Genomic DNA, 18,107 nt, shown 5'->3' with positions numbered 1-18,107 from the left:
TTCCGAGGTTCACCGTAGCGGCAAGGGCCGCGTTCATGACGGTCTGTATCGGGAGAGGTAGACCGCCATGGAACAGCCGCGCTCGGCGCCGGCCGACGTTTCGCCATTCGCATCATCCTTGGGAGACCCGCTTCCCGGCAGCTTGGAGCCCGCCGCCGAAGCCGGCGCCGATCCGGCCGGTTACGGAAGGGCGGGCTTCCACAACATGCCCCGGGGCGCTTGGGCCTGGTCGCTGTTCCAGGGGGGGCGCGACCCCTATGTGATCCTGATCACGATCTACATCTTCGCCCCCTACTTCACGACCGCGGTGGTCGGGGACCCGGTGAAGGGCCAGGCGATGATCGCCATGGTCAGCACCCTCAACAGTCTGTTCATCGCCCTGACCGCGCCGTTCCTGGGCGCGGCGATCGACCGCTACGGGGCCCGAAAGCCGTTGATGCTGGGCATCGTCGCGGCGATGGCGCCGATGATCTGGGCGCTGTGGTTCGCCAAGCCGGGCGGAGAGGGGTTGCCGATCGTCGCCACCCTGTGGCTGTTCGGCCTGATCGGCGTGCTGTTCGCCTATTGCGAGGTGGTCCACAACGCCATGCTGATGGACGCCGCCGGCCCGCGCCACGCACCCCAGGCGTCCGGTCTGGCCCTGTCGGCGGGGAACTTCTTCTCGGTGATCACCCTGACGGTCTGCCTGCTCGCCTTCGCCCTGCCGGGCAACCCGGCGACCGCGGGCTGGCCGCTGGTGCCGGACAAGCCGCTGTTTGGCCTTGATCCGGCCCAGGCCGAGCCGTCGCGCATCGTGGCGCCGATCGCCGCCTCGCTGTTGTTGCTGCTGTCGATCCCGCTGTTTCTCTTCACGCCCGACGCGCCGCGAACCGGCCTGCGGTTCGTCACCGCCCTGAAGCAAGGCGTCGCCTATCTGACCGAGACCGTGCGAACCCTGACCACCGAGAAGGACGCGGCGATCTATCTGGGCGCGCGAATGCTCTTCAACGACGGCATGACGGCCTTGCTGATCTTCGGCGGGATCTACGCGGCCGGGGTGATGCACTGGGGCGTGCTGGAGTTGCTGGCCTACGGCATTCTGCTCAGCATCTTCGCCGTCATCGGCGGCTTCTTCGCGGCCACGCTGGACAACTGGGTCGGCCCGCGCAACGCGGTGCGGGTCGAGATCGCCGGAGCCCTCGTTTGCCTGGGCGCCCAGCTCGGCATGGCCCATGACCGGATCCTGTTCTTCTGGGCCCACGACCCCGCGACCCATGCGCCGCTGTGGAACGGGCCGATATTCAAGACGCTGCCCGAGCTGATCTATCTGGTCATCGGATTCGGCGTGGCGATCTTCGTGACCGCGCAATACGCCTCAAGCCGGACGCTCCTGACCCGACTGGTGCCGCCGCGCAAGTTGCCGGCCTTCTTCGGGTTGTACGCCCTGTCGGGGACGGTGACGGTCTGGGTGGGTTCGCTGCTGGTGGGGGTGTTCACGGCGATCACCCATAGCCAGCGCGGCGGCTTCATTCCCATCGCCGGCCTGCTCCTGCTGGGCCTGATCGGCATGTTCTTCGTCAAGGGAGGCGGTCGCCGGACCGCGTGACGCTTTCCGCGGGCGGCGCGTGGCGCTATCAGGCGCCATGCGGACGCCGACCCTGCTTGAACGACCCTGGCGCGCGCCGGAGGACGTGCTTGCGGCCTTCGCCGACGAGCCGTGGAGTTGCGCCTTTCTCTCGGGCGGCGGCGGCGCCCGAGGGCGATGGTCCTACGTTCTCCGCGCGCCGGACGCGACGCTGACGATCGCGCCGTCCGAAACCGCCGATCCGTTCGATGCGATGACCGCTCTTCTCGGGCCGCGCCGTCCGTCGCATCCCGAGGGGCCTCCATTCCAGGGCGGGCTCGCCGGCTTGGCCGCCTATGAGTTGGGCGACCGGATCGAGCGGCTCGGGCTCGGTCGTCATCCCGACTGGCCCGACCTCGCGCTGGGCCGCTACCCGGCGCTTCTGGCCTTCGATCACGAGATGCGCCGCGTCGTCGCCGTCGGCGAGGACGCGGCTGGGGCGGAGGGCGCCGCCAACTGGCTGTCGGCGCCCTCGCGACCGGCGGTCCAGGGACGCGCGGCCGAGGTTCTGGATCCGCCCACGTCGGCTCAGGCGTATGAAGCGGCCGTGGCCGACGTCGTCGCCCGCATACATGCCGGCGAGTACTTCCAGGCCAATATCGCTCGTCGTTGGACGGGGCGGCTGGCGGACGGCGTCGATCCGCTCGATCTGCTGCTGCGACTGGTCGCCGACAGTCCGGCGCCGTTCGCCGCCTGGCTCGGCCTCGAGGATCGGGCGCTGGTGTCGAACTCGCCGGAGCGGTTCGTCCAGGTCGAGGCCGGTCGGACGCTGGCCGTCGAGACCCGGCCGATCAAGGGCACCCGCCCCCGTGGCCGCGATCCGGCGGCAGACGCCGGATTGGCCCGCGATCTGGCCGCCAGCGCCAAGGATCGGGCCGAGAACCTGATGATCGTCGACCTGATGCGCAACGATCTGTCGCGTGTCTCCGTCCCCGGCCGGGTCACCACCCCCGAGCTGTTCGCCGTCGAGAGCTTCGCCAACGTCCACCACCTGGTGTCCACCGTCCGCGCGGAGCTGGCGCCGGGGCTGGGCGCGATCGACCTGCTGCGCGCGGCCTTCCCGCCGGGATCGGTCACCGGCGCCCCCAAGGTGCAGGCGATGAAGAGCATCGCCCGCCTGGAGCCGCCGCGCGGCCCCTATTGCGGCTCCATGCTATGGGCCGGCTTCGATGGCGCCTTCGATTCCAGCGTCCTGATCCGCACGCTGGCCTGCGCCCGGGCGAAGGACGGCCATTGGGATTTCGAGGCCCGCGCCGGCGCGGGCATCGTCGCGGACAGCGATCCGCTCGCCGAGCGCCTCGAGACTGAAGACAAGATCGCGGCGCTGTTGCGCGCCCTGACGGAGACGACCTGACGTGACCATGCCCCTGGACGATCGCGGCCTGCTGCTGGGCGACGGCCTGTTCGAGACCATCCTGGCCAAGAACGCCGAGCTGATGCTTTTCGATGACCACGTCGCACGCTTGCGCGCGGGCTGCGCGGCGATGAACCTGCCGGCCCCGGACAAGGCGGCTGTCCGGGAGCTGTGCGAACTGGCGATCGCCGATGCCGGAGCCAAGCCTCGCATGGCCGTCAGGCTGACGCTGACCGCTGGTTCGGGCGGCCGTGGTCTGGACCGTCCGGACACGGTTGAGCCACATGTCTTCGCGACCGCGGCGCCGGCAGTTCGCCCGGAGGAGCCGGCGACCCTGGTCACGAGCCCGGTGCGTCGCAACGAGGGATCGCCGACGTCCTGGCTGAAGACTCTCTCCTACCTCGACAATGTCTGGGCTCGGCGGATGGCGGCCCCAGACGACGCCCTGATGCTGAACAACGGCGGCGAGATCTGCTGCGCCACGGCGGCCAACATCTTCTGGGTTAAGGACGGCAAGCTCTACACGCCTTCGCTCGATTGCGGCGTGCTGGACGGCGTCATGCGCCGCCGGGTCATGGCGCTGCAGCCGGTCGAAGAAGTGCGGGCCCCCCGCGCGATGCTTGAGCAGTCCGACGCCGTGTTCCTGACCAGCAGCCTGATCGGCGTGCGGCCGGTGGCGAGCCTGGACGGGACGCCGCTGCGCAGCCACTCGATGGTCGATCGCTTCGCGGCGGCCCTGGCGGCCGTCAGCTAGTCGACCACAGCACCTTGTCCGATTTCCGGGGCCGCAGGTAGAACTTGCGGGTGAAGGTCACGGCGTTGGGGATGAAGAAGTTCACCGGCGAGTCGTAGGAGTAGGTGACCTCGGACATCACCACGCTCTGACTGGCGCTCAACACCCCCGAAGGCACGACGATCGTCGAGCCGGCGGCGAGGGCGGTCATGCCCTTGGTCTTGCTCCAGTCGACCTTGGCGACGTTCGAGGCGTCCGATGAGATGCTGGTGACGCGGATCTGCAGCTCGGTGGCCGCCGGGAAGGGGCGCATGATCGTCGTGGCGATCGCGAAGATGTCGTCGATGTCGTTCTGGTTGACGTTCGACGTCTGGGTGACCAGGTCGCCGACGGCGGAGGCCACGTGGCCGGCGCGACGTTCGGCGAGCAGGGCCTGGGTGACTTCCGCCATGCCGAAGTAGAAGGCGATCATGGCCGGCGCGATCAGGGCGAACTCGACGGCCGACACGCCGCGCCGGTCTCGCGCCAACCGTTTCAGGAACGGGATCGGAAACCGGGTCATGAGAAGTTGTAAGGCTCGTTGCGGAAGGTCGCCGTCGACGAGATCAGGCGCTTGCCCGCGCCGATGGACACCAGGCCCTGGTTCATCAGCGGCGTGATCAACGACCATTCGAAGTAGGTGCGGACCACGACGATGTCCTCGGGCCCGCCGGTGGTGAAGGGTTCGGCCTTCAGTTCCGTCTCATCCCGCGGCGGCTCAAGCGTCACCTGCGCGAACTTCGGGAAGGTCTTGACGTTCACATAGAGCTTGGTGGCGCATTCGCTCCGCAACCACGTCATCTGGCCGCAGACCGCCGCCTTGAAGGCGGTGACGTTGTTCGAGCCTGAACTCTGGAACTGCCCTGTGCGGATCTGACGGGCGACCGTCTCGGTGGCGTTGTCCAGCGTCGTCGACGCCATGAACACCATGCCCAGCTCAAGGATGCCGAAGATCAAGGCCAGGAACGGCCCGGCCACGAACGCGAACTCGACGGCGGTCGCACCGCCGCGATCCGCGCCGAACCGATGCAGCCATGAGCGCGATTTGCAGGCCCGTCCGGCCATTCGTCGTCACCTTCCCCCGCCGTTGACGACAGCAGACTAGGCGACTGTCCCTAACTGCCGGTTTATTACTGGGGACCGCTTCCCTGTGACACGCCGCCGCTGTTGGGCGCGGCCTGCGGCGCGGCGGCGGCGGCATCGTCGCCGCCGATGCGTTCACAGCGCGGCGAGCAGGCGAAGGTCTGGAGCGAACCGCCGCGGATGTAGGCCACCCGGCCCTGGTCGCCGCCGCCGACGACGACCTCGCGATCGAGAAGCGTGCGTCCGCGTGCGTCAACGACCAGGAGATTGGTGACGCCAGGTCCCTTGCCGATGAGCACCAGGTTGCGGCCGTCCAGCACGGTGACGTCGGCGACGGCCGGGTTGCCCACGACGACGTCTCGCGCCACGCCCGGCAGAGACAGCCGCGTGGCCTGGTCGACCTTGATCGAAAGGCTCTGCGCCTGCGCCGCTCCGGCCGAAACCAGGGCGAGCGAGAGGGCGGCGAGGGGGCGGACAAGGCGGCGCATGCGCAAATTCCGGCGGATTCAGTTCACCGTCAGGCTGGGTCGGAATGGTCAACAAAGCCTGAAGGGCGGGTCGGCCGACCGCGCAGGAACCTCGGCAGGAATCTATAGAGCAGGCGAAGCGGTCTTTCGAGGCCCTTCGGCCCCTCACGGTTAATGGTTAGTAATAGTAAACTTGAGTAAACCATAGAAAATAGAAGCGAGGACTTTGCCTGTTTACTGGCCATTAAACGCGCCCTGCGAAATTGGCCTTGTTTTCGGGGGCGAGCAGGCCGTGCGGCTTGATCCCGCAACCGCCAGCTTGCTGAGGAGGAGATCCAGCAATGACCAAGTTCCTGTCGCGCTTCGCCAAGGACGAATCCGGCGCCACCGCCATCGAGTACGGCCTGATCGTCGCCCTCATCGCGGTCGTCATCATCACCGCCGTGAGCCTTCTGGGTGAGAAGCTCAACGCCGCCTTCACTGAAATCGAGGGCAAGCTCTAATCCGAGCCGCCTTATCGAAAACAGGAGGCCGCGGAGCGATCCGCGGCCTTTCTGCTGTCTGGTCGCCGCCGTCTTCCGGGCGTCAACCAAAGCTTCACCGCGAAGCGGCAAGATGAAATCAGGCTCCATCTGCTGAAGACATCATGTTCCAGCTGTTCCAGACCTTGCTTCTCGCCGTTTTCCCGGCCCTGGTGATCATCGCCGGCCTGAGGGACGCGGTCAGCTTCACGATACCCAACTGGATTTCGATCGCGCTCGCCGCGGCCTTCTTCCCGGTCGCCCTGGTCATGGGCGCGTCGCTGGAACAGCTCGGCCTGGCCGCGCTCGTCGGGTTCGGCGCGCTGCTGGTCGCCATGGGCATGTTCGCCGCCGGCTGGATCGGCGGCGGGGACGCCAAGCTGTTCGCCGCCTCCGGTCTGTGGCTGGGCTGGAGCGCCGCGCTGCCCTTCGTTCTGATCACCGGCCTGGCGGGCGGCGCGCTCGCCGTCGGTCTGCTGATGCTGCGGTCGGTCTGGTTGCGCCCGATCGTCGCCGCCGGCCCGGCCTGGATGGTCCGCCTCGCCACGCCCGACGAGGGCGCGCCCTACGGCATCGCCATCGCGGTGGGGGCGCTGATCGCCTTCCCGCACAGCCTTCTTCCGGTCCTGGCGGGGGCCGCGCACTAGGCGCGCTTAGGCGCGCGTTAACCATGGCCGCCGAAGGTGGGCCGCCGCCAGAACGGATGGTGACGATTCGCCCCGGCGTTCGATCCTGAGAGGACGGACGTCGCCTAGGTTCCTTGCGGGGTCAGTCCGACCTTATGAACGCCGCCCGTCTGTTCATCCTGGTGATCGCCGCCATCGCCGCCATCGTGCTGGCGTTCGTGGTGCGCGGCGCATTCGCGCCCAAGAAGACGGCCCCTGCGCCGGCGGTCGCCGAAGCGCCGGCGTCGGCGCCGGTCGCCCGGGTTCTGGTCGCCAAGCGGGACCTGCCGGTCGGCGCGCGTCTCGTGGCGGCGGACATGGGCTGGCAGGAATGGCCGGCCTCGGGCCTGAACCCGGCTTACGTCACCGACGGCGCGCCACCCGCGCCCAAGGAAACCGGCGCGGCCGGCGCCGTAAAGGAAGCGGCGACGGCGGCCGGCGGCCTCATGGGCGACCCGGCGCTTCAGGGTTTCGTCGGCGCCGTCGTGCGGGAAGCCTTCTTCGCCGGCGAACCGATCGTGGCCCGCAAGACGCTCAAGGCGGGCGAAGGCAATTTCATGTCGGTCGTGGTCCGGCCGGGGCATCGGGCGATGGCCATTCCGGTCTCGGCCGATTCCGCCGCGGGCGGCTTCATCCTGCCGGGAGACCGGGTCGATCTTCTGCTGAGCAAGGGCGGCGATTCCGGCAAGGCCGCGGTTACGCGCACCGTCCTGCGCAACATTCGCGTGCTCGCCATCGATCAGACGGCCAAGGCGGAGCCGGAGGCCAAGGCGCTCGTCGGCGGCGTGGCGACGCTGGAGGTCGCTGCGTCGGAGGCGGAAGTCGTGGCCGGCGCTCAAGCCCAGGCCAAGTCAGGCGCCTTCCTCAGCTTGGCCCTCAGGTCCTACGCGGACGCCGGCGGTCCCACCGGACGAGGGTCCGGCGCCGCCGCGAGCGGGGAATCCGTTCGGGTCTGGCGCGCCGGGCAGGTCAGCGAAGTGGTGGTGACGCAATGAAGCTCCGTCGAATTCGCAAGGCCGCGCCCGCGCTGATCGCCGCCGCCGTGGTTCAGGCCGCGGCGACCGCCGTTTCGGCCCAGGGCTACCCCATCGACGCCGCCGGATTGGCCGGCGCATCGGGCGGCTCGACCGTGAGGGTCGACCTGGCCGCCGGAGGGGCGACCCAGCAGCTGTCGCTGCCCCGCGGGAAGTCGGCCGTGGTCGAGCTGCCGGTCGACGTTCGGGACATTCTGGTCACCAACCCTGCGGTCGCGGACGCGGTGCTGCGGACGCCGCGTCGCATCTATGTGCTGGGCATGAATTCGGGGCAGACGGACGCGGTGCTGTTCGACGCCGCCGGACGCCGCATCCTGTCGCTGAACATCCGGGTCGACGCCGACGCCGGCGCGCTGACCGAAACGATCAATCGGGTCATCCCCGGGGCGCGGGTGAAGGTCGAGTCGATTTCCGACAGCGTGATCCTGACCGGCATGGTCCAGAACGCCATCGACGCTGACCGCGCGGCCCAGATCGCCGCCCGCTACGTAAGCAAGCCCGAGCAGGTGCTGAACATGATCAGCGTCGCGGGCAAGGACCAGGTGATGCTGAAGGTCCGCATCGTCGAGGTCCAGCGCAGCGTGGTGAAACAGCTGGGCGTCAATCTCGAGGCCGTCCTGCAGACGGGCAGCGGCGCGATCACGTTCTCCCAGGCCGCCAACTTCAGCGTCAACGGCTTGCTTCCCGGCGGCGGACTGATCGGCGGCAACCACGCCGACAACGGCGACACGGTGAAGGGCGCTCTGCGCGCCTTCGAGCGCGTCGGCCTGGCGCGAACGCTGGCCGAGCCGAATCTGACGTCTGTTTCGGGCGAACCCGCGCGCTTCCTGGCCGGCGGCGAGTATCCGATTCCGGTGAACCAGGACGAGCGCGGGTCGGTGACCGTCCAGTACAAGCCGTTCGGCGTCGGCCTGGCCTTCACGCCGGTGGTCATGTCGGGCGGCCGCATCGCCCTTAAGGTCTCGACCGAGATCTCCGAGTTGACGACCCAAGGGGCCTTCACCGTCGGCGGCGGCGGCAGCGGCGGGACCAACACCACCTTGACCATCCCGGCCCTGACGGTTCGGCGCGCCGAGACTTCGGTCGAGCTTCCGTCCGGCGGCTCGATGATGATCGCCGGGCTGCTGCAGCAGACGACCAAGCAGAACCTGGATTCGCTCCCGGGCATCGGGTCGGTTCCGGTGCTGGGCGCGCTGTTCCGGTCGCGAGACTACCTGCAGGGCGACACCGAGATGGTGGTGCTGGTCACCGCCTACATCGTCGACCCCAACAACCCGTCCGCTTTCCAGACGCCGGCCGACGGGCTCCGCTTCGCCAACGACGCCGAGAGCGTTCTGTTCGGCAAGCTCAACAAGACCGTCAACGCCCCGCCCGGCGCCAACGCCGGCCGTAGCTGGCAAGGTCCCATCGGGTACGTGATCGAGTAGCCGCCATGTTGAAGCCCGCTCTCCGCCTCTCGCTCGTTCTGACCGCCGCGCTCAGTCTGACGGCTTGCGCGACGACCTCGACCACCGGCCCGGTCGCCGAGGCGCCGACTCCGCTCGACGGTTGGAGCCAGCGCGTTCAGGTCCAGTCCGAGGCCGACGAGATCCGGTTGGCCGCCCACGCGACGGGCCTGTCCGGGAACCAGGCCCGGGCGCTTTCCGACTTCCATGTGCGCTGGATGCAGGCGGAGGGCGGGGTGATCACCATCGCCGCGCCGCGCGACAGCGGCCAAGACGCCGGCGCCTATCGGGTGAGCGCGGACGCCAGGAGCTTCCTGGTCAGCCTCGGCGCGCCGACCGACCGTGTGCGTCTCGTCGGCTACGACGCGGGCGGCGACCGGCAGGCTCCGATCGTCGTGGGTTATGAGCGATACGTCGCCGTGGCGCCGACCTGTGGCGGCTGGTCGACGATGACGGCGACGTTCAAAAACGATCCCCACGCCGGCTTCGGCTGCGCCATCGCCGCGAACACGGCGGCGCAGGTCGCCAATCCGGAGGATCTGGTCCGCGGCCGGAACATGGATCCCGCCGATCCGAACCGCCGCGCCACGGTGCTGGAAAAGTACCGCAAGGGCCAGACCACCGGCTCGGCGCGCGATCCTCAGGGGACCGGCACGATCTCGCAGGCGATCCAGTAGGCCATGACCACTCGCCCCGCCGATCATGACCCCTTCGATCTCGGCTTCGACGCCGATGACGAGTTCGCGCCGAGCCCGAGCGATCCGTGGCGCGATATCGACGCCGGCCGTGACCCGGGCGTCGCCGGGCCTGACCCGTTCGCGGACTTCCCTCCGGCGCGCGGCCTCGCGGAGGACGACCCGTTTGATCCGGGGGACGCCGCGTCGCCGATCGCCGCTTCGCCCGCGCCGCCGTCGCGGCATGCGGGAAACCCCGTCGGCGAGATGATCGCGGGCGCTGAAGCCGCTCTGGGCGACATCGGCGTGCCGCGCATCACCATCCACGTCTTCTGCGCCCAGGCCACGACGGCGGAACTGGCCGAGCAGGCGGCGTCGGATCGCCGGATGGGCCGAGCGGCGACCGTGGTGCGTCCCGGCGGCGTCCAGGCCGCGGTCGAGCACTATCAGAACCAGCCGACGCCTTCGCTGGTGGTGGTCGAAAGCCTCGACCCGGCGCCGGAGCTGCTGGCGCGGCTCGACCAGCTGGCCGAGGTCTGCGATCCAGGCACCAAGGTCATCGTCGTGGGCGCGGCCAACGACATCGCGCTGTATCGCGAGCTGATGCGTCGCGGGGTCAGCGAATATCTGGTTCCGCCGCTCAGCCCTCTGCTGCTGATCCGGGCGATTTCCGGCCTCTACGCCGATCCCTCGGCGCCGTTCGCGGGTCGTCAGATCGCCGTCGTGGGGGCCAAGGGCGGGGTCGGCGCTTCGACCCTGGCCCACAATCTGGCCTGGGCTCTGGCGGAGCACATGCAGTCCGGCACCGTGCTGGCCGATTTCGACCTGCCGTTCGGGACGGCGGGCCTGAACTTCAACCAGGATCCGCTGCAGGGCGTGGCTGACGCGCTCGGCCAACCGGATCGCCTCGACCCGGTGCTGATGGACCGGATGATGGTGCGGGTCACCGATCGCCTGTCGCTGTTCGCCGCCCCGGCGACCCTGGAGCAGGACTTCGATATCCAGCCGGACGCCTTCGAGGAGGTCGCGCAGAAGATCCGCGGCGCGGCGCCGTTCGCGGTCCTCGACCTGCCGCACGCCTGGAGCGCCTGGAAGCGGCGGATGCTGGTCGGATCGGACGATCTGGTGATCGTCGCCACGCCCGACCTCGCTTCGCTGCGCAACGCCAAGAACATGATCGATCTGGTGCGCCAGGCCCGGCCGAACGACGCGCCGCCGCGGCTGGTGCTCAATCAGGTCGGCGTGCCGGGCCGGCCGGAGATCCCGGCCAAGGACTTCGCGGAGGCGCTTGGTCTGCAGACCTCGCTGGTCCTGCCGTTCGAGCCGAAGGCCTACGGGCAGGCCGCCAACCACGGCCAGATGATCAGCGAGGTCGCGCCGAAGTCGAAGGCTGCGGAAGGCGTCGCTCATCTGGCGCAGCTGATTGCGCGCCGCGAGCCGCCGGCGCCGCAAAAGACCTCGCTCCTCGGCGGCCTGTTCAAGAAGAAGTAGCGCGACGTGTTCGGAAAACGCTCTGAGGGAGAGACGACCGAGGTCCGGCGGCCGCCGCCGGCCGCCGCTGCCGGCGCGCCCATCGCGACCCGTCCACAGCCCGCGCCGACGCCGCCGCCCGCGGCGCCGTCTCCGGGGGCCGCGGGGGGCGCTCCGCCGGCGACGCGGCCGGCGGCGACGCGTCCCGCCCGCGGTCTCGACCAGCTGCGAGCCGCTCAGAGCCCGACAGCCCAGATCGTCCGTGAGCAGAGCGACTACTATCACGCCACCAAGACGACGATCTTCAACGCCCTGCTGAACACCATCGATCTGAGCCAGCTGGCTCAGCTCGATCAGAAGTCGGCGGCCGAAGAGATCCGCGACATCGTCGCCGAGCTGGTGGCGATCAAGAACGTCCAGATGTCGGTCGCCGAGACCGATCACCTGGTCCAGGACATCATCAACGACGTCCTTGGCTATGGCCCGCTCGAGCCGCTGCTGGCGCGGGACGACATCGCCGACGTGATGGTCAACGGCGCCAACCGTGTGTTCATCGAAGTCGCCGGCAAGGTCCAGCTGACCAATGTCCGTTTCCGCGACAACGCTCAGCTGATGAACATCTGCCAGCGGATCGTGTCGCAGGTCGGCCGTCGCGTGGACGAGTCGAGCCCGATCTGTGACGCTCGCCTTCCCGACGGCAGCCGGGTCAACGTCATCGCGCCGCCGCTGGCGCTGGACGGCCCGACGCTGACCATCCGGAAGTTCAAGAAGGACAAGCTGACCATGAAGGATCTGGTGGACTTCACGTCCATCAGTCCCGAAGGCGCACGGGTGCTGGGCGTCATCGGCGCCTGTCGCTGCAACGTGCTGATCAGCGGCGGCACCGGTTCGGGCAAGACCACCCTGCTCAACACCATGACCGCCTTCATCGACCCCACCGAGCGGGTGATCACCTGCGAGGACGCGGCCGAACTGCAACTTCAGCAGCCCCATGTGGTGCGCTTGGAAACCCGCCCGCCGAACCTGGAAGGCCAGGGCCAGATCACCATGCGCGACCTGGTCAAGAACTGCCTGCGGATGCGTCCCGAGCGGATCATCGTCGGGGAGGTGCGCGGACCGGAGGCGTTCGACCTGCTGCAGGCCATGAACACCGGCCATGACGGTTCGATGGGCACGCTGCACGCCAACAGCCCGCGCGAGGCGATCAGCCGGGTCGAGAGCATGATCACCATGGGCGGCTACGGCCTGCCCTCGAAGACCATCCGCGAGATGATCGTCGGCTCGGTCGACGTGATCATTCAGGCCGCCCGTCTGCGCGACGGCTCGCGCCGGATCACCCATGTCACCGAGGTGGTCGGCCTGGAAGGCGACGTCATCGTGACCCAGGATCTGTTCGTCTACGAGATGAACGGCGAGGACGAGCAGGGCCGGGTGTCGGGCAAGTTCCGGTCGACCGGCATCGCCCGGCCGCGCTTCTGGGACCGCGCTCGCTACTACGGCCTGGAGCGGGAACTGGCCGAGGCTCTGGACGCGGCGGAGTAGGCGATGCTGACCATCCTCGTCGCCGTCCTGGCCTTCATTACCGTGGCGGGCCTTGGATTCGCCTTCGCCGGCGGCGGCTCGGCCGACGCCAAGGCGATCAAGCGCGCCCAGGCCATTGTCGCCGCGCCTTCGGTCGAGCGGGGCCGCGGTCGGGTCGCCGCTCAGGCGGCCAGCAGCCAGGAGACCCGGCGAAAGCAGATCCTGAGGACGCTGCGCGACCAGGACAAGCAGCAGAAGAAGGCCACCCTGGCGATCGCCGCTCGCCTGCAGCAGGCGGACCTGAAACTCTCGGTGAGGGGGTTCTGGATCGTCAGCCTGGTCTTCGGGCTGATCGTCGGGATGCTGCTGCTGCTGGTCACCCAGAAGCCGCTGATCGCGCTGGGCGCCGCCTTCGCCGCCGGCCTGGGCTTGCCGCGCTGGGCGGTCAGCTTCCTGGCCAAGCGCCGGATCAAGAAGTTCACGGAAGCCTTTTCCGACGCCATCGACATCATCGTCCGCGGCATCAAGTCGGGTCTGCCGGTCCACGACTGTTTCAAGATCATCGGGCGCGAGAGTCCCGAGCCTCTGGGCGGCGAGTTCCGCACCATGGTCGAGAACGTCAGCATGGGCCTGACCGTCGAGCAAGCGCTGGACAAGATGTACGAGCGCATGCCGACCAGCGAGCTGCGCTTCTTCGCCATCGTGTTGGCCATCCAGCAGAAGGCCGGGGGCAACCTCGCCGAGGCGCTGAACAACCTTTCGACGGTGCTGCGCGCCCGGAAGATGATGCGCGAGAAGATCAAGGCGCTGTCGTCCGAGGCGGTTGCATCGGCCTTCATCATCGGTTCGCTGCCGCCGGGCGTGGTGGTGATGATCACCCTGACGACGCCGACCTACATGGCTCCGATGTACAGCGACCCGCGCGGACAGCTGATGCTGCTGGCGGCGGCGTTCTGGATGGGGCTGGGCATCTTCGTGATGCGCAAGATGATCAACTTCAAGTTCTAGGGCGGGGGCGATGAATCTCGTCGAAGCGATCGTCGACCCGGACAACCTGCTGGCGGCCTTCGTCGCCATCGTGGTCTTCGCCACCATCCTGACCCTGGCCTCGCCGATGATGCGGACTCAGGGTCTGGAGGGGCGTCTCAAGTCGGTCGCCAATCGCCGCGAGGAGCTGCGCCGCCGCTCCCGCGAGGCCATCGCCCAGAAGACCGGCGGATCGAGCATCCGGCAGGTCGATTCCGGCCTCTACAAGAAGGTCAACGAGCGCCTCCAGCTGTCGCGGCTGTTGGAGGATCCCAAGGTCGCGGAAAAGCTCGCCCAGGCCGGCTTCCGCGGTCCCAAGCCGATCAGCGCCTTCTACTTCTTCCGGTTTCTGGCGCCGTTCGTGTTCTTCGCCCTGACGGCCTTCTACCTGTTCCTGATCAACGGCTTCGGCCTGCCGACGATGAGCAAGGTGACGTTCTGCGTCGGCGCCATGGTGCTCGGCTACTACGCGCCCAACCTCTACGTCTCGAACATCGCTCAGAAGCGGCGAGAGTCGATCGTCTCGGCCTTCCCCGACGCGCTTGATCTGCTGCTGATCTGCGTCGAGAGCGGCATGTCGATCGAGGCCGCGATCCAGAAGGTCTCCGGCGAAGTCGGCGGGGCCTCGATCGAGCTGGCCGAGGAGCTGACCCTGCTGACCGCCGAGCTCAGCTATCTGCCGGACCGTCGCCAGGCCTACGAGGGCCTGGCCAAGCGGACGAACCATCCGGGCGTGAAGGCGGTGGCCACGGCGATGATCCAGGCGGAGCGCTACGGCACGCCGCTGGGCGCGGCTCTGCGGGTGATGGCCAAGGAGAACCGCGAACTGCGTCTCGCCGCGGCCGAGAAGAAGGCCGCGGCGCTGCCGGCCAAGCTGACCGTGCCGATGATCCTGTTCTTCCTGCCGGTCCTGTTCATGGTGATCCTGGGCCCGGCGATCATCAAGGTCCAGGACACCCTCTCGCGCTAGCGCGCCGGCCTAGTCCGACAGGGCTCCCGCCAGAACGGCCTCGGCGAAGGCGCAGTGCATCGCGATTCCGCGCGCCATCACCTGCTCGTCCAGGGTCATGCGGTTGGAGTGCAGGGCGCAGCAGGCGCGCCAGTCGCCGCCCGCGCCGACCGGGGCCGCCCCCAGGAAGGCCATCGCGCCCGGCGCCTTCTGCAGGACATAGGAAAAGTCCTCCGCCCCCATGAACGGCGCCGGCATGGTCATCCAGGCGCCATCGCCGTAGAGCGCCTTGGCGGTGCGCTCGGCCAGCTCGACCTCCTTGGGCGTGCAGACGGTCACCGGGAAGCCGCGCTCGATATGAACCTCGGCGGTGCAGCCGTGGGCGGCGGCGACATGGGCGGCGACGCGGCGGATGCCTTCATGCGCCTTCTCGCGGGTGGCCTCCGACAGCGTCCGCAGGGTGCCCTTCATATGGGCGTCCTCGGGGATGATGTTGTTGGTCGTGCCGGCGACGATCTGGGCGATGGTGATCACCGCCGGGTCGAACACCGAGATCTTGCGGGTGACGAAGGTCTGCAGCGCCTGGACGATCTCGCAGGCGACCGGGATCGGGTCGTTGGCGTCCTGGGGCGTGGAGGCATGGCCGCCGGCGCCGACCACCCGGATATCGATCACGTCGGACGAAGCCAGCAGCGCGCCGGCCCGGCCCGCGAACACGCCGGTCGGCATGTTCGGCGAGATGTGCAGCGCGAAGGCGGCGTCGGGGAGGGGGTCGATCAGACCGTCCTCCAGCATGAAGCGGGCGCCGTGATGCCCTTCCTCGCCCGGCTGGAACATGAACATCACCGTGCCGTTCAGCTGGTCGCGTTTTGCGCACAGGGCTTTGGCGGCGCCCGCCAGCATGGCGACATGGGTGTCGTGGCCGCAGGCGTGCATCGCGCCCTGGACCTTGGACGAGAAGTCCAGACCGGTGTCCTCGGTCAGCGGCAGGGCGTCCATGTCGCCGCGCAGCAGGACTGTCCGGCCGTTCGGCGAGCCGCGCAGGATGGCCAGCACCCCGGTGGTCGACGGTCCCTGACGGATTTCCAGCGGCAGGCCTTCGAGCGCCTTGAGCACCTTCTCGGTCGTCTTCGGCAGGTGCAGCCCCAACTCCGGCTCCATATGGATCGAGCGACGCAGCTCGATGGCGTCGTGGAGTTGGGCGTCGCCGGCGGCGGTCCAGCCTTCGCGGTCGATGGTCAGGGCGTTCATGAAAGACTCCGGAAATCAGCGCGGCCACCGTCGCGCTTTTCGCGGCGCGGGTCTAGGAGAGGAGCCATGAGCACCGTCGCATTCGCCGATATCGAAGCCGCCGCCGCCCGCCTGGACGGCCTGGCCGTCAAGACGCCGCTGATCGAGAGCCCGGCGCTCAATGATCAGCTGGGGGCTCGGGTCCTTCTGAAACCCGAGACGCTGCAGCGCGGCGGGGCGTTCAAGTTCCGCGGGGCGATGAACAAGATCGCTCAGCTCACCGACGAACAGCGCGCGCGGGGGGTCGTCGCCTGCTCGTCAGGCAACCATGCCCAGGGCGTCGCCCTGGCCGCGCGGATGCTGGGCGCGCCGGCGGTGATCGTGATGCCGCAGGACGCTCCTGCGATGAAGGTGGCCAACACGCGGGCCTACGGCGCGGAGGTCATCCACTACGACCGCTACACCGAGGACCGCGAGGCGATCACCCAGGGGATCGCGCAGGAACGCGGCATGACCATCGTCTGGCCGTTCGACGACGTCGATATCATCGCCGGCCAGGGCACCGTCGGCCTGGAACTGGTCCGCCAGGCCGAGGCCGTCGGCGCGCGGCTGGACGTGGTGCTGGCGCCGGTCGGCGGCGGCGGCCTGATCGCCGGCGTCTCCACCGCGGTGAAGGCGCTGTCCAAGCACACCGGTGTGCTGGGCGTGGAGCCGGCGGACTTCGACGACACCCGCCGCTCGCTGGAAAGCGGCCGGCGCGAGATCATTTCGCCGGACGCCCGCGGCATCTGCGACGCGCTGCAGTCGCCCTCGCCCGGGGCGATCACCTTCCCGATCAACCAAGGCAACCTCGACGGCGTGGCGACCGTCACCGACGCCGAGGTCGCCGAGGCCATCCGCTATGCCTACACGACCCTGAAGCTGGTCATCGAGCCCGGCGGCGCGGTCGGTTTGGCGGCCCTGCTGTCGGGCGCGGTCGACGCGGAGACGGCCACCGTCGGCGTCGTGCTGTCGGGCGGCAACATCGATCCTGGGCTGTTCGCCCGCATCCTGGCCGGAGAGATCTGATGATCCCGGGTTTCGTTCCTCCGCAGACGCCCCTCCTCGTGGTCCGGCGCTCGGCGCTGGACCGGAACCTGGACGCCATGCAGCGCCTCTGCGATCTGGCCGGCGTGCGGTTGCGGGCGCACGGCAAGACGCACAAATGCTCGACGCTCGGCCGACAGCAGGTCGAGACCGGCGCCGTGGGCCTTTGCGCCCAGACGGTCGGCGAGGCGGAGGCCTTCGCCCGAGGCGGGATCTCCGACATCCTGGTCACCGCGCCGCACGCGCCCTGGGGCGCGCACCGCCTGGCCGCCCTGGCCGTCGGCGGCGCCCGGATCGGGGCGACGGTCGACAGCGCCGAGCAGATCGAACGGCTGGGCGAGGCCGCCCGCACCGCCGGCGCCGTCCTGGACTGCGTCATAGATGTCGACCCCGGCACGCACCGGACCGGCGCCCATCCCTCCCGAATTCTGGAGCTCGCCCGGCTCGCGGCGGACACCGAGGGCCTGAACTATGCGGGCATCCAGGCCTACGCGGGGCACCTGCAACATCTCTCGGACGTGCCGGCGCGCAAGGCGGCCGACGAAGGCGTGTTCCGGATGCTGGCGGGGCTGGTCGCGGACCTGCGCGCCGCCGACCTGGCGCCGGGCGTCGTCACCGGCGGCGGCACCGGCACCCACGCCTGGGACCTGGCGTCGGGCGTCTTCACCGAGCTCCAGGCCGGCTCCTACGCCTTCATGGACGTCGAGTACGAGGACTGCGGCGCGCCTGAGGGCGGCTGGCCGTTCGAAGCCTCGCTGTTCGTCGTGGCGAGCGCGATCTCCGCCAACCACAAGAGCCACGTCACCATAGACGCCGGCTTCAAGGCGATGGCCGTGGACGGTCCTCCGGCCCGGGTGGTCGCCGGGGCGGCCAAGGGCGCGCTGTGGCGGCCGATGGGCGACGAGCACGGCATGATCCTGGATCCCTCGGCGATCCCGATGCTCAAGGGCGGGAGCTTCGTCGAGGCCGTGGACAATCTGGACGCCGACGTGGGCGCGCCCTGGCCGGCCGAGGCGCCGAAGGCGGGGGACCTAGTCTGGCTGCAGATCGGCCATTGTGACCCGACCATCAACCTCTATGACGCCCTGCACGTCGTGGCCGAGGATGGCTCCTGGGAACGCTGGCCGATCGACGCGCGGCGGGTGAGCTGAGGCCGGGGGACATGCTCCCGCAGGGTGCGTGTCCCCGTTCAAGCATCGAGGCATGG

The 18,107-nt window shown here is 69.1% G+C and carries 18 protein-coding genes; 14 read left to right on the top strand and 4 right to left on the bottom strand.

Annotated elements, in window-relative coordinates; translation table 11 throughout:
• The first annotated feature begins 142 nt into the window (after positions 1-142).
• From CSW64_RS00245 to CSW64_RS00235, 3 genes are read left to right on the top strand one after another with little or no spacing between them, the layout of a single operon-like run.
• Entirely contained in the window at positions 143-1,585 is a 1,443-nt protein-coding gene (locus CSW64_RS00245; protein WP_245863787.1) for an MFS transporter, read from the top strand.
• A 37-nt stretch (positions 1,586-1,622) separates the two neighbouring features.
• Positions 1,623-2,957 carry an anthranilate synthase component I family protein gene (locus CSW64_RS00240; protein ID WP_099620202.1) on the top strand — a complete coding sequence of 445 codons (1,335 nt, stop codon included), beginning with the start codon at positions 1,623-1,625 and terminating at the stop codon, positions 2,955-2,957.
• Between the two features lie 7 nt (positions 2,958-2,964).
• Positions 2,965-3,711 carry an aminotransferase class IV gene (locus CSW64_RS00235; protein WP_245863919.1) on the top strand — a complete coding sequence of 249 codons (747 nt, stop codon included), beginning with the start codon at positions 2,965-2,967 and terminating at the stop codon, positions 3,709-3,711.
• Here CSW64_RS00235 and CSW64_RS00230 read toward each other — a convergent pair.
• The 3 genes from CSW64_RS00230 to CSW64_RS00220 form a co-directional block, all read right to left on the bottom strand.
• Positions 3,704-4,252, bottom strand: coding sequence for a TadE/TadG family type IV pilus assembly protein (locus CSW64_RS00230; RefSeq protein WP_099620200.1), 549 nt, complete (start codon positions 4,250-4,252; stop codon positions 3,704-3,706). The genes CSW64_RS00235 and CSW64_RS00230 overlap by 8 nt on opposite strands.
• Positions 4,249-4,794, bottom strand: a complete 546-nt coding sequence (locus CSW64_RS00225) for a TadE/TadG family type IV pilus assembly protein (protein ID WP_099620199.1) — start codon at positions 4,792-4,794, stop codon at positions 4,249-4,251. Before CSW64_RS00225 ends, CSW64_RS00230 begins: the two co-directional genes overlap by 4 nt.
• Positions 4,795-4,859: 65 nt before the next feature.
• Positions 4,860-5,300 carry a pilus assembly protein N-terminal domain-containing protein gene (locus CSW64_RS00220; protein ID WP_099620198.1) on the bottom strand — a complete coding sequence of 147 codons (441 nt, stop codon included), beginning with the start codon at positions 5,298-5,300 and terminating at the stop codon, positions 4,860-4,862.
• Between the two features lie 320 nt (positions 5,301-5,620).
• Between CSW64_RS00220 and CSW64_RS00215 the strand changes: the two genes are divergently transcribed.
• From CSW64_RS00215 to CSW64_RS00175, 9 genes are all read left to right on the top strand, one after another.
• Positions 5,621-5,782, top strand: a complete 162-nt coding sequence (locus CSW64_RS00215) for a Flp family type IVb pilin (protein ID WP_099620197.1) — start codon at positions 5,621-5,623, stop codon at positions 5,780-5,782.
• A 143-nt stretch (positions 5,783-5,925) separates the two neighbouring features.
• Positions 5,926-6,447 (top strand): A24 family peptidase, encoded by a 522-nt coding sequence (locus CSW64_RS00210; protein WP_099620196.1) that lies wholly within the window; start codon positions 5,926-5,928, stop codon positions 6,445-6,447.
• A 134-nt stretch (positions 6,448-6,581) separates the two neighbouring features.
• The gene (cpaB, locus tag CSW64_RS00205; RefSeq protein ID WP_099620195.1) at positions 6,582-7,460 is read left to right on the top strand and encodes a Flp pilus assembly protein CpaB; all 879 of its coding nucleotides are present in this window, start codon (positions 6,582-6,584) and stop codon (positions 7,458-7,460) included.
• Positions 7,457-8,926, top strand: a complete 1,470-nt coding sequence (locus CSW64_RS00200; protein WP_099620194.1) for a type II and III secretion system protein family protein — start codon at positions 7,457-7,459, stop codon at positions 8,924-8,926. The genes cpaB and CSW64_RS00200 overlap by 4 nt, the downstream gene beginning before the upstream one ends.
• A gap of 5 nt (positions 8,927-8,931) precedes the next feature.
• Positions 8,932-9,621: a CpaD family pilus assembly protein gene (locus CSW64_RS00195; RefSeq protein ID WP_099620193.1), complete on the top strand. Its 690-nt coding sequence runs from the start codon at positions 8,932-8,934 to the stop codon at positions 9,619-9,621.
• Positions 9,622-9,624: 3 nt separating this feature from the next.
• On the top strand, positions 9,625-11,109 hold the full coding sequence (locus CSW64_RS00190) for a CpaE/TadZ family protein (protein WP_099620192.1): 1,485 nt from the start codon (positions 9,625-9,627) through the stop codon (positions 11,107-11,109).
• 6 nt (positions 11,110-11,115) lie between these two features.
• Positions 11,116-12,630, top strand: coding sequence for a TadA family conjugal transfer-associated ATPase (locus CSW64_RS00185; RefSeq protein ID WP_099620191.1), 1,515 nt, complete (start codon positions 11,116-11,118; stop codon positions 12,628-12,630).
• A 3-nt stretch (positions 12,631-12,633) separates the two neighbouring features.
• Entirely contained in the window at positions 12,634-13,617 is a 984-nt protein-coding gene (locus CSW64_RS00180; protein ID WP_099620190.1) for a type II secretion system F family protein, read from the top strand.
• Between the two features lie 10 nt (positions 13,618-13,627).
• Positions 13,628-14,605, top strand: a complete 978-nt coding sequence (locus tag CSW64_RS00175) for a type II secretion system F family protein (protein WP_099620189.1) — start codon at positions 13,628-13,630, stop codon at positions 14,603-14,605.
• A 9-nt stretch (positions 14,606-14,614) separates the two neighbouring features.
• Here the strand turns inward: CSW64_RS00175 and CSW64_RS00170 are convergent, their stop codons facing one another.
• The gene (locus CSW64_RS00170) at positions 14,615-15,835 is read right to left on the bottom strand and encodes a M20 metallopeptidase family protein (protein ID WP_099620188.1); all 1,221 of its coding nucleotides are present in this window, start codon (positions 15,833-15,835) and stop codon (positions 14,615-14,617) included.
• A 66-nt stretch (positions 15,836-15,901) separates the two neighbouring features.
• Between CSW64_RS00170 and CSW64_RS00165 the strand changes: the two genes are divergently transcribed.
• Together CSW64_RS00165 and CSW64_RS00160 are read left to right on the top strand one after the other, a co-directional pair.
• The gene (locus CSW64_RS00165) at positions 15,902-16,882 is read left to right on the top strand and encodes a threonine/serine dehydratase family protein (protein WP_099620187.1); all 981 of its coding nucleotides are present in this window, start codon (positions 15,902-15,904) and stop codon (positions 16,880-16,882) included.
• On the top strand, positions 16,882-18,051 hold the full coding sequence (locus CSW64_RS00160) for an alanine racemase (protein WP_099620186.1): 1,170 nt from the start codon (positions 16,882-16,884) through the stop codon (positions 18,049-18,051). Before CSW64_RS00165 ends, CSW64_RS00160 begins: the two co-directional genes overlap by 1 nt.
• Positions 18,052-18,107 lie beyond the last annotated feature (56 nt).

The organism is Caulobacter mirabilis (assembly GCF_002749615.1).
GTDB lineage: Bacteria > Pseudomonadota > Alphaproteobacteria > Caulobacterales > Caulobacteraceae > Caulobacter > Caulobacter mirabilis.
The sequence above is the reverse complement of the archived record's forward strand: the minus strand, read 5'-3'. Positions and strand labels throughout refer to the sequence as shown.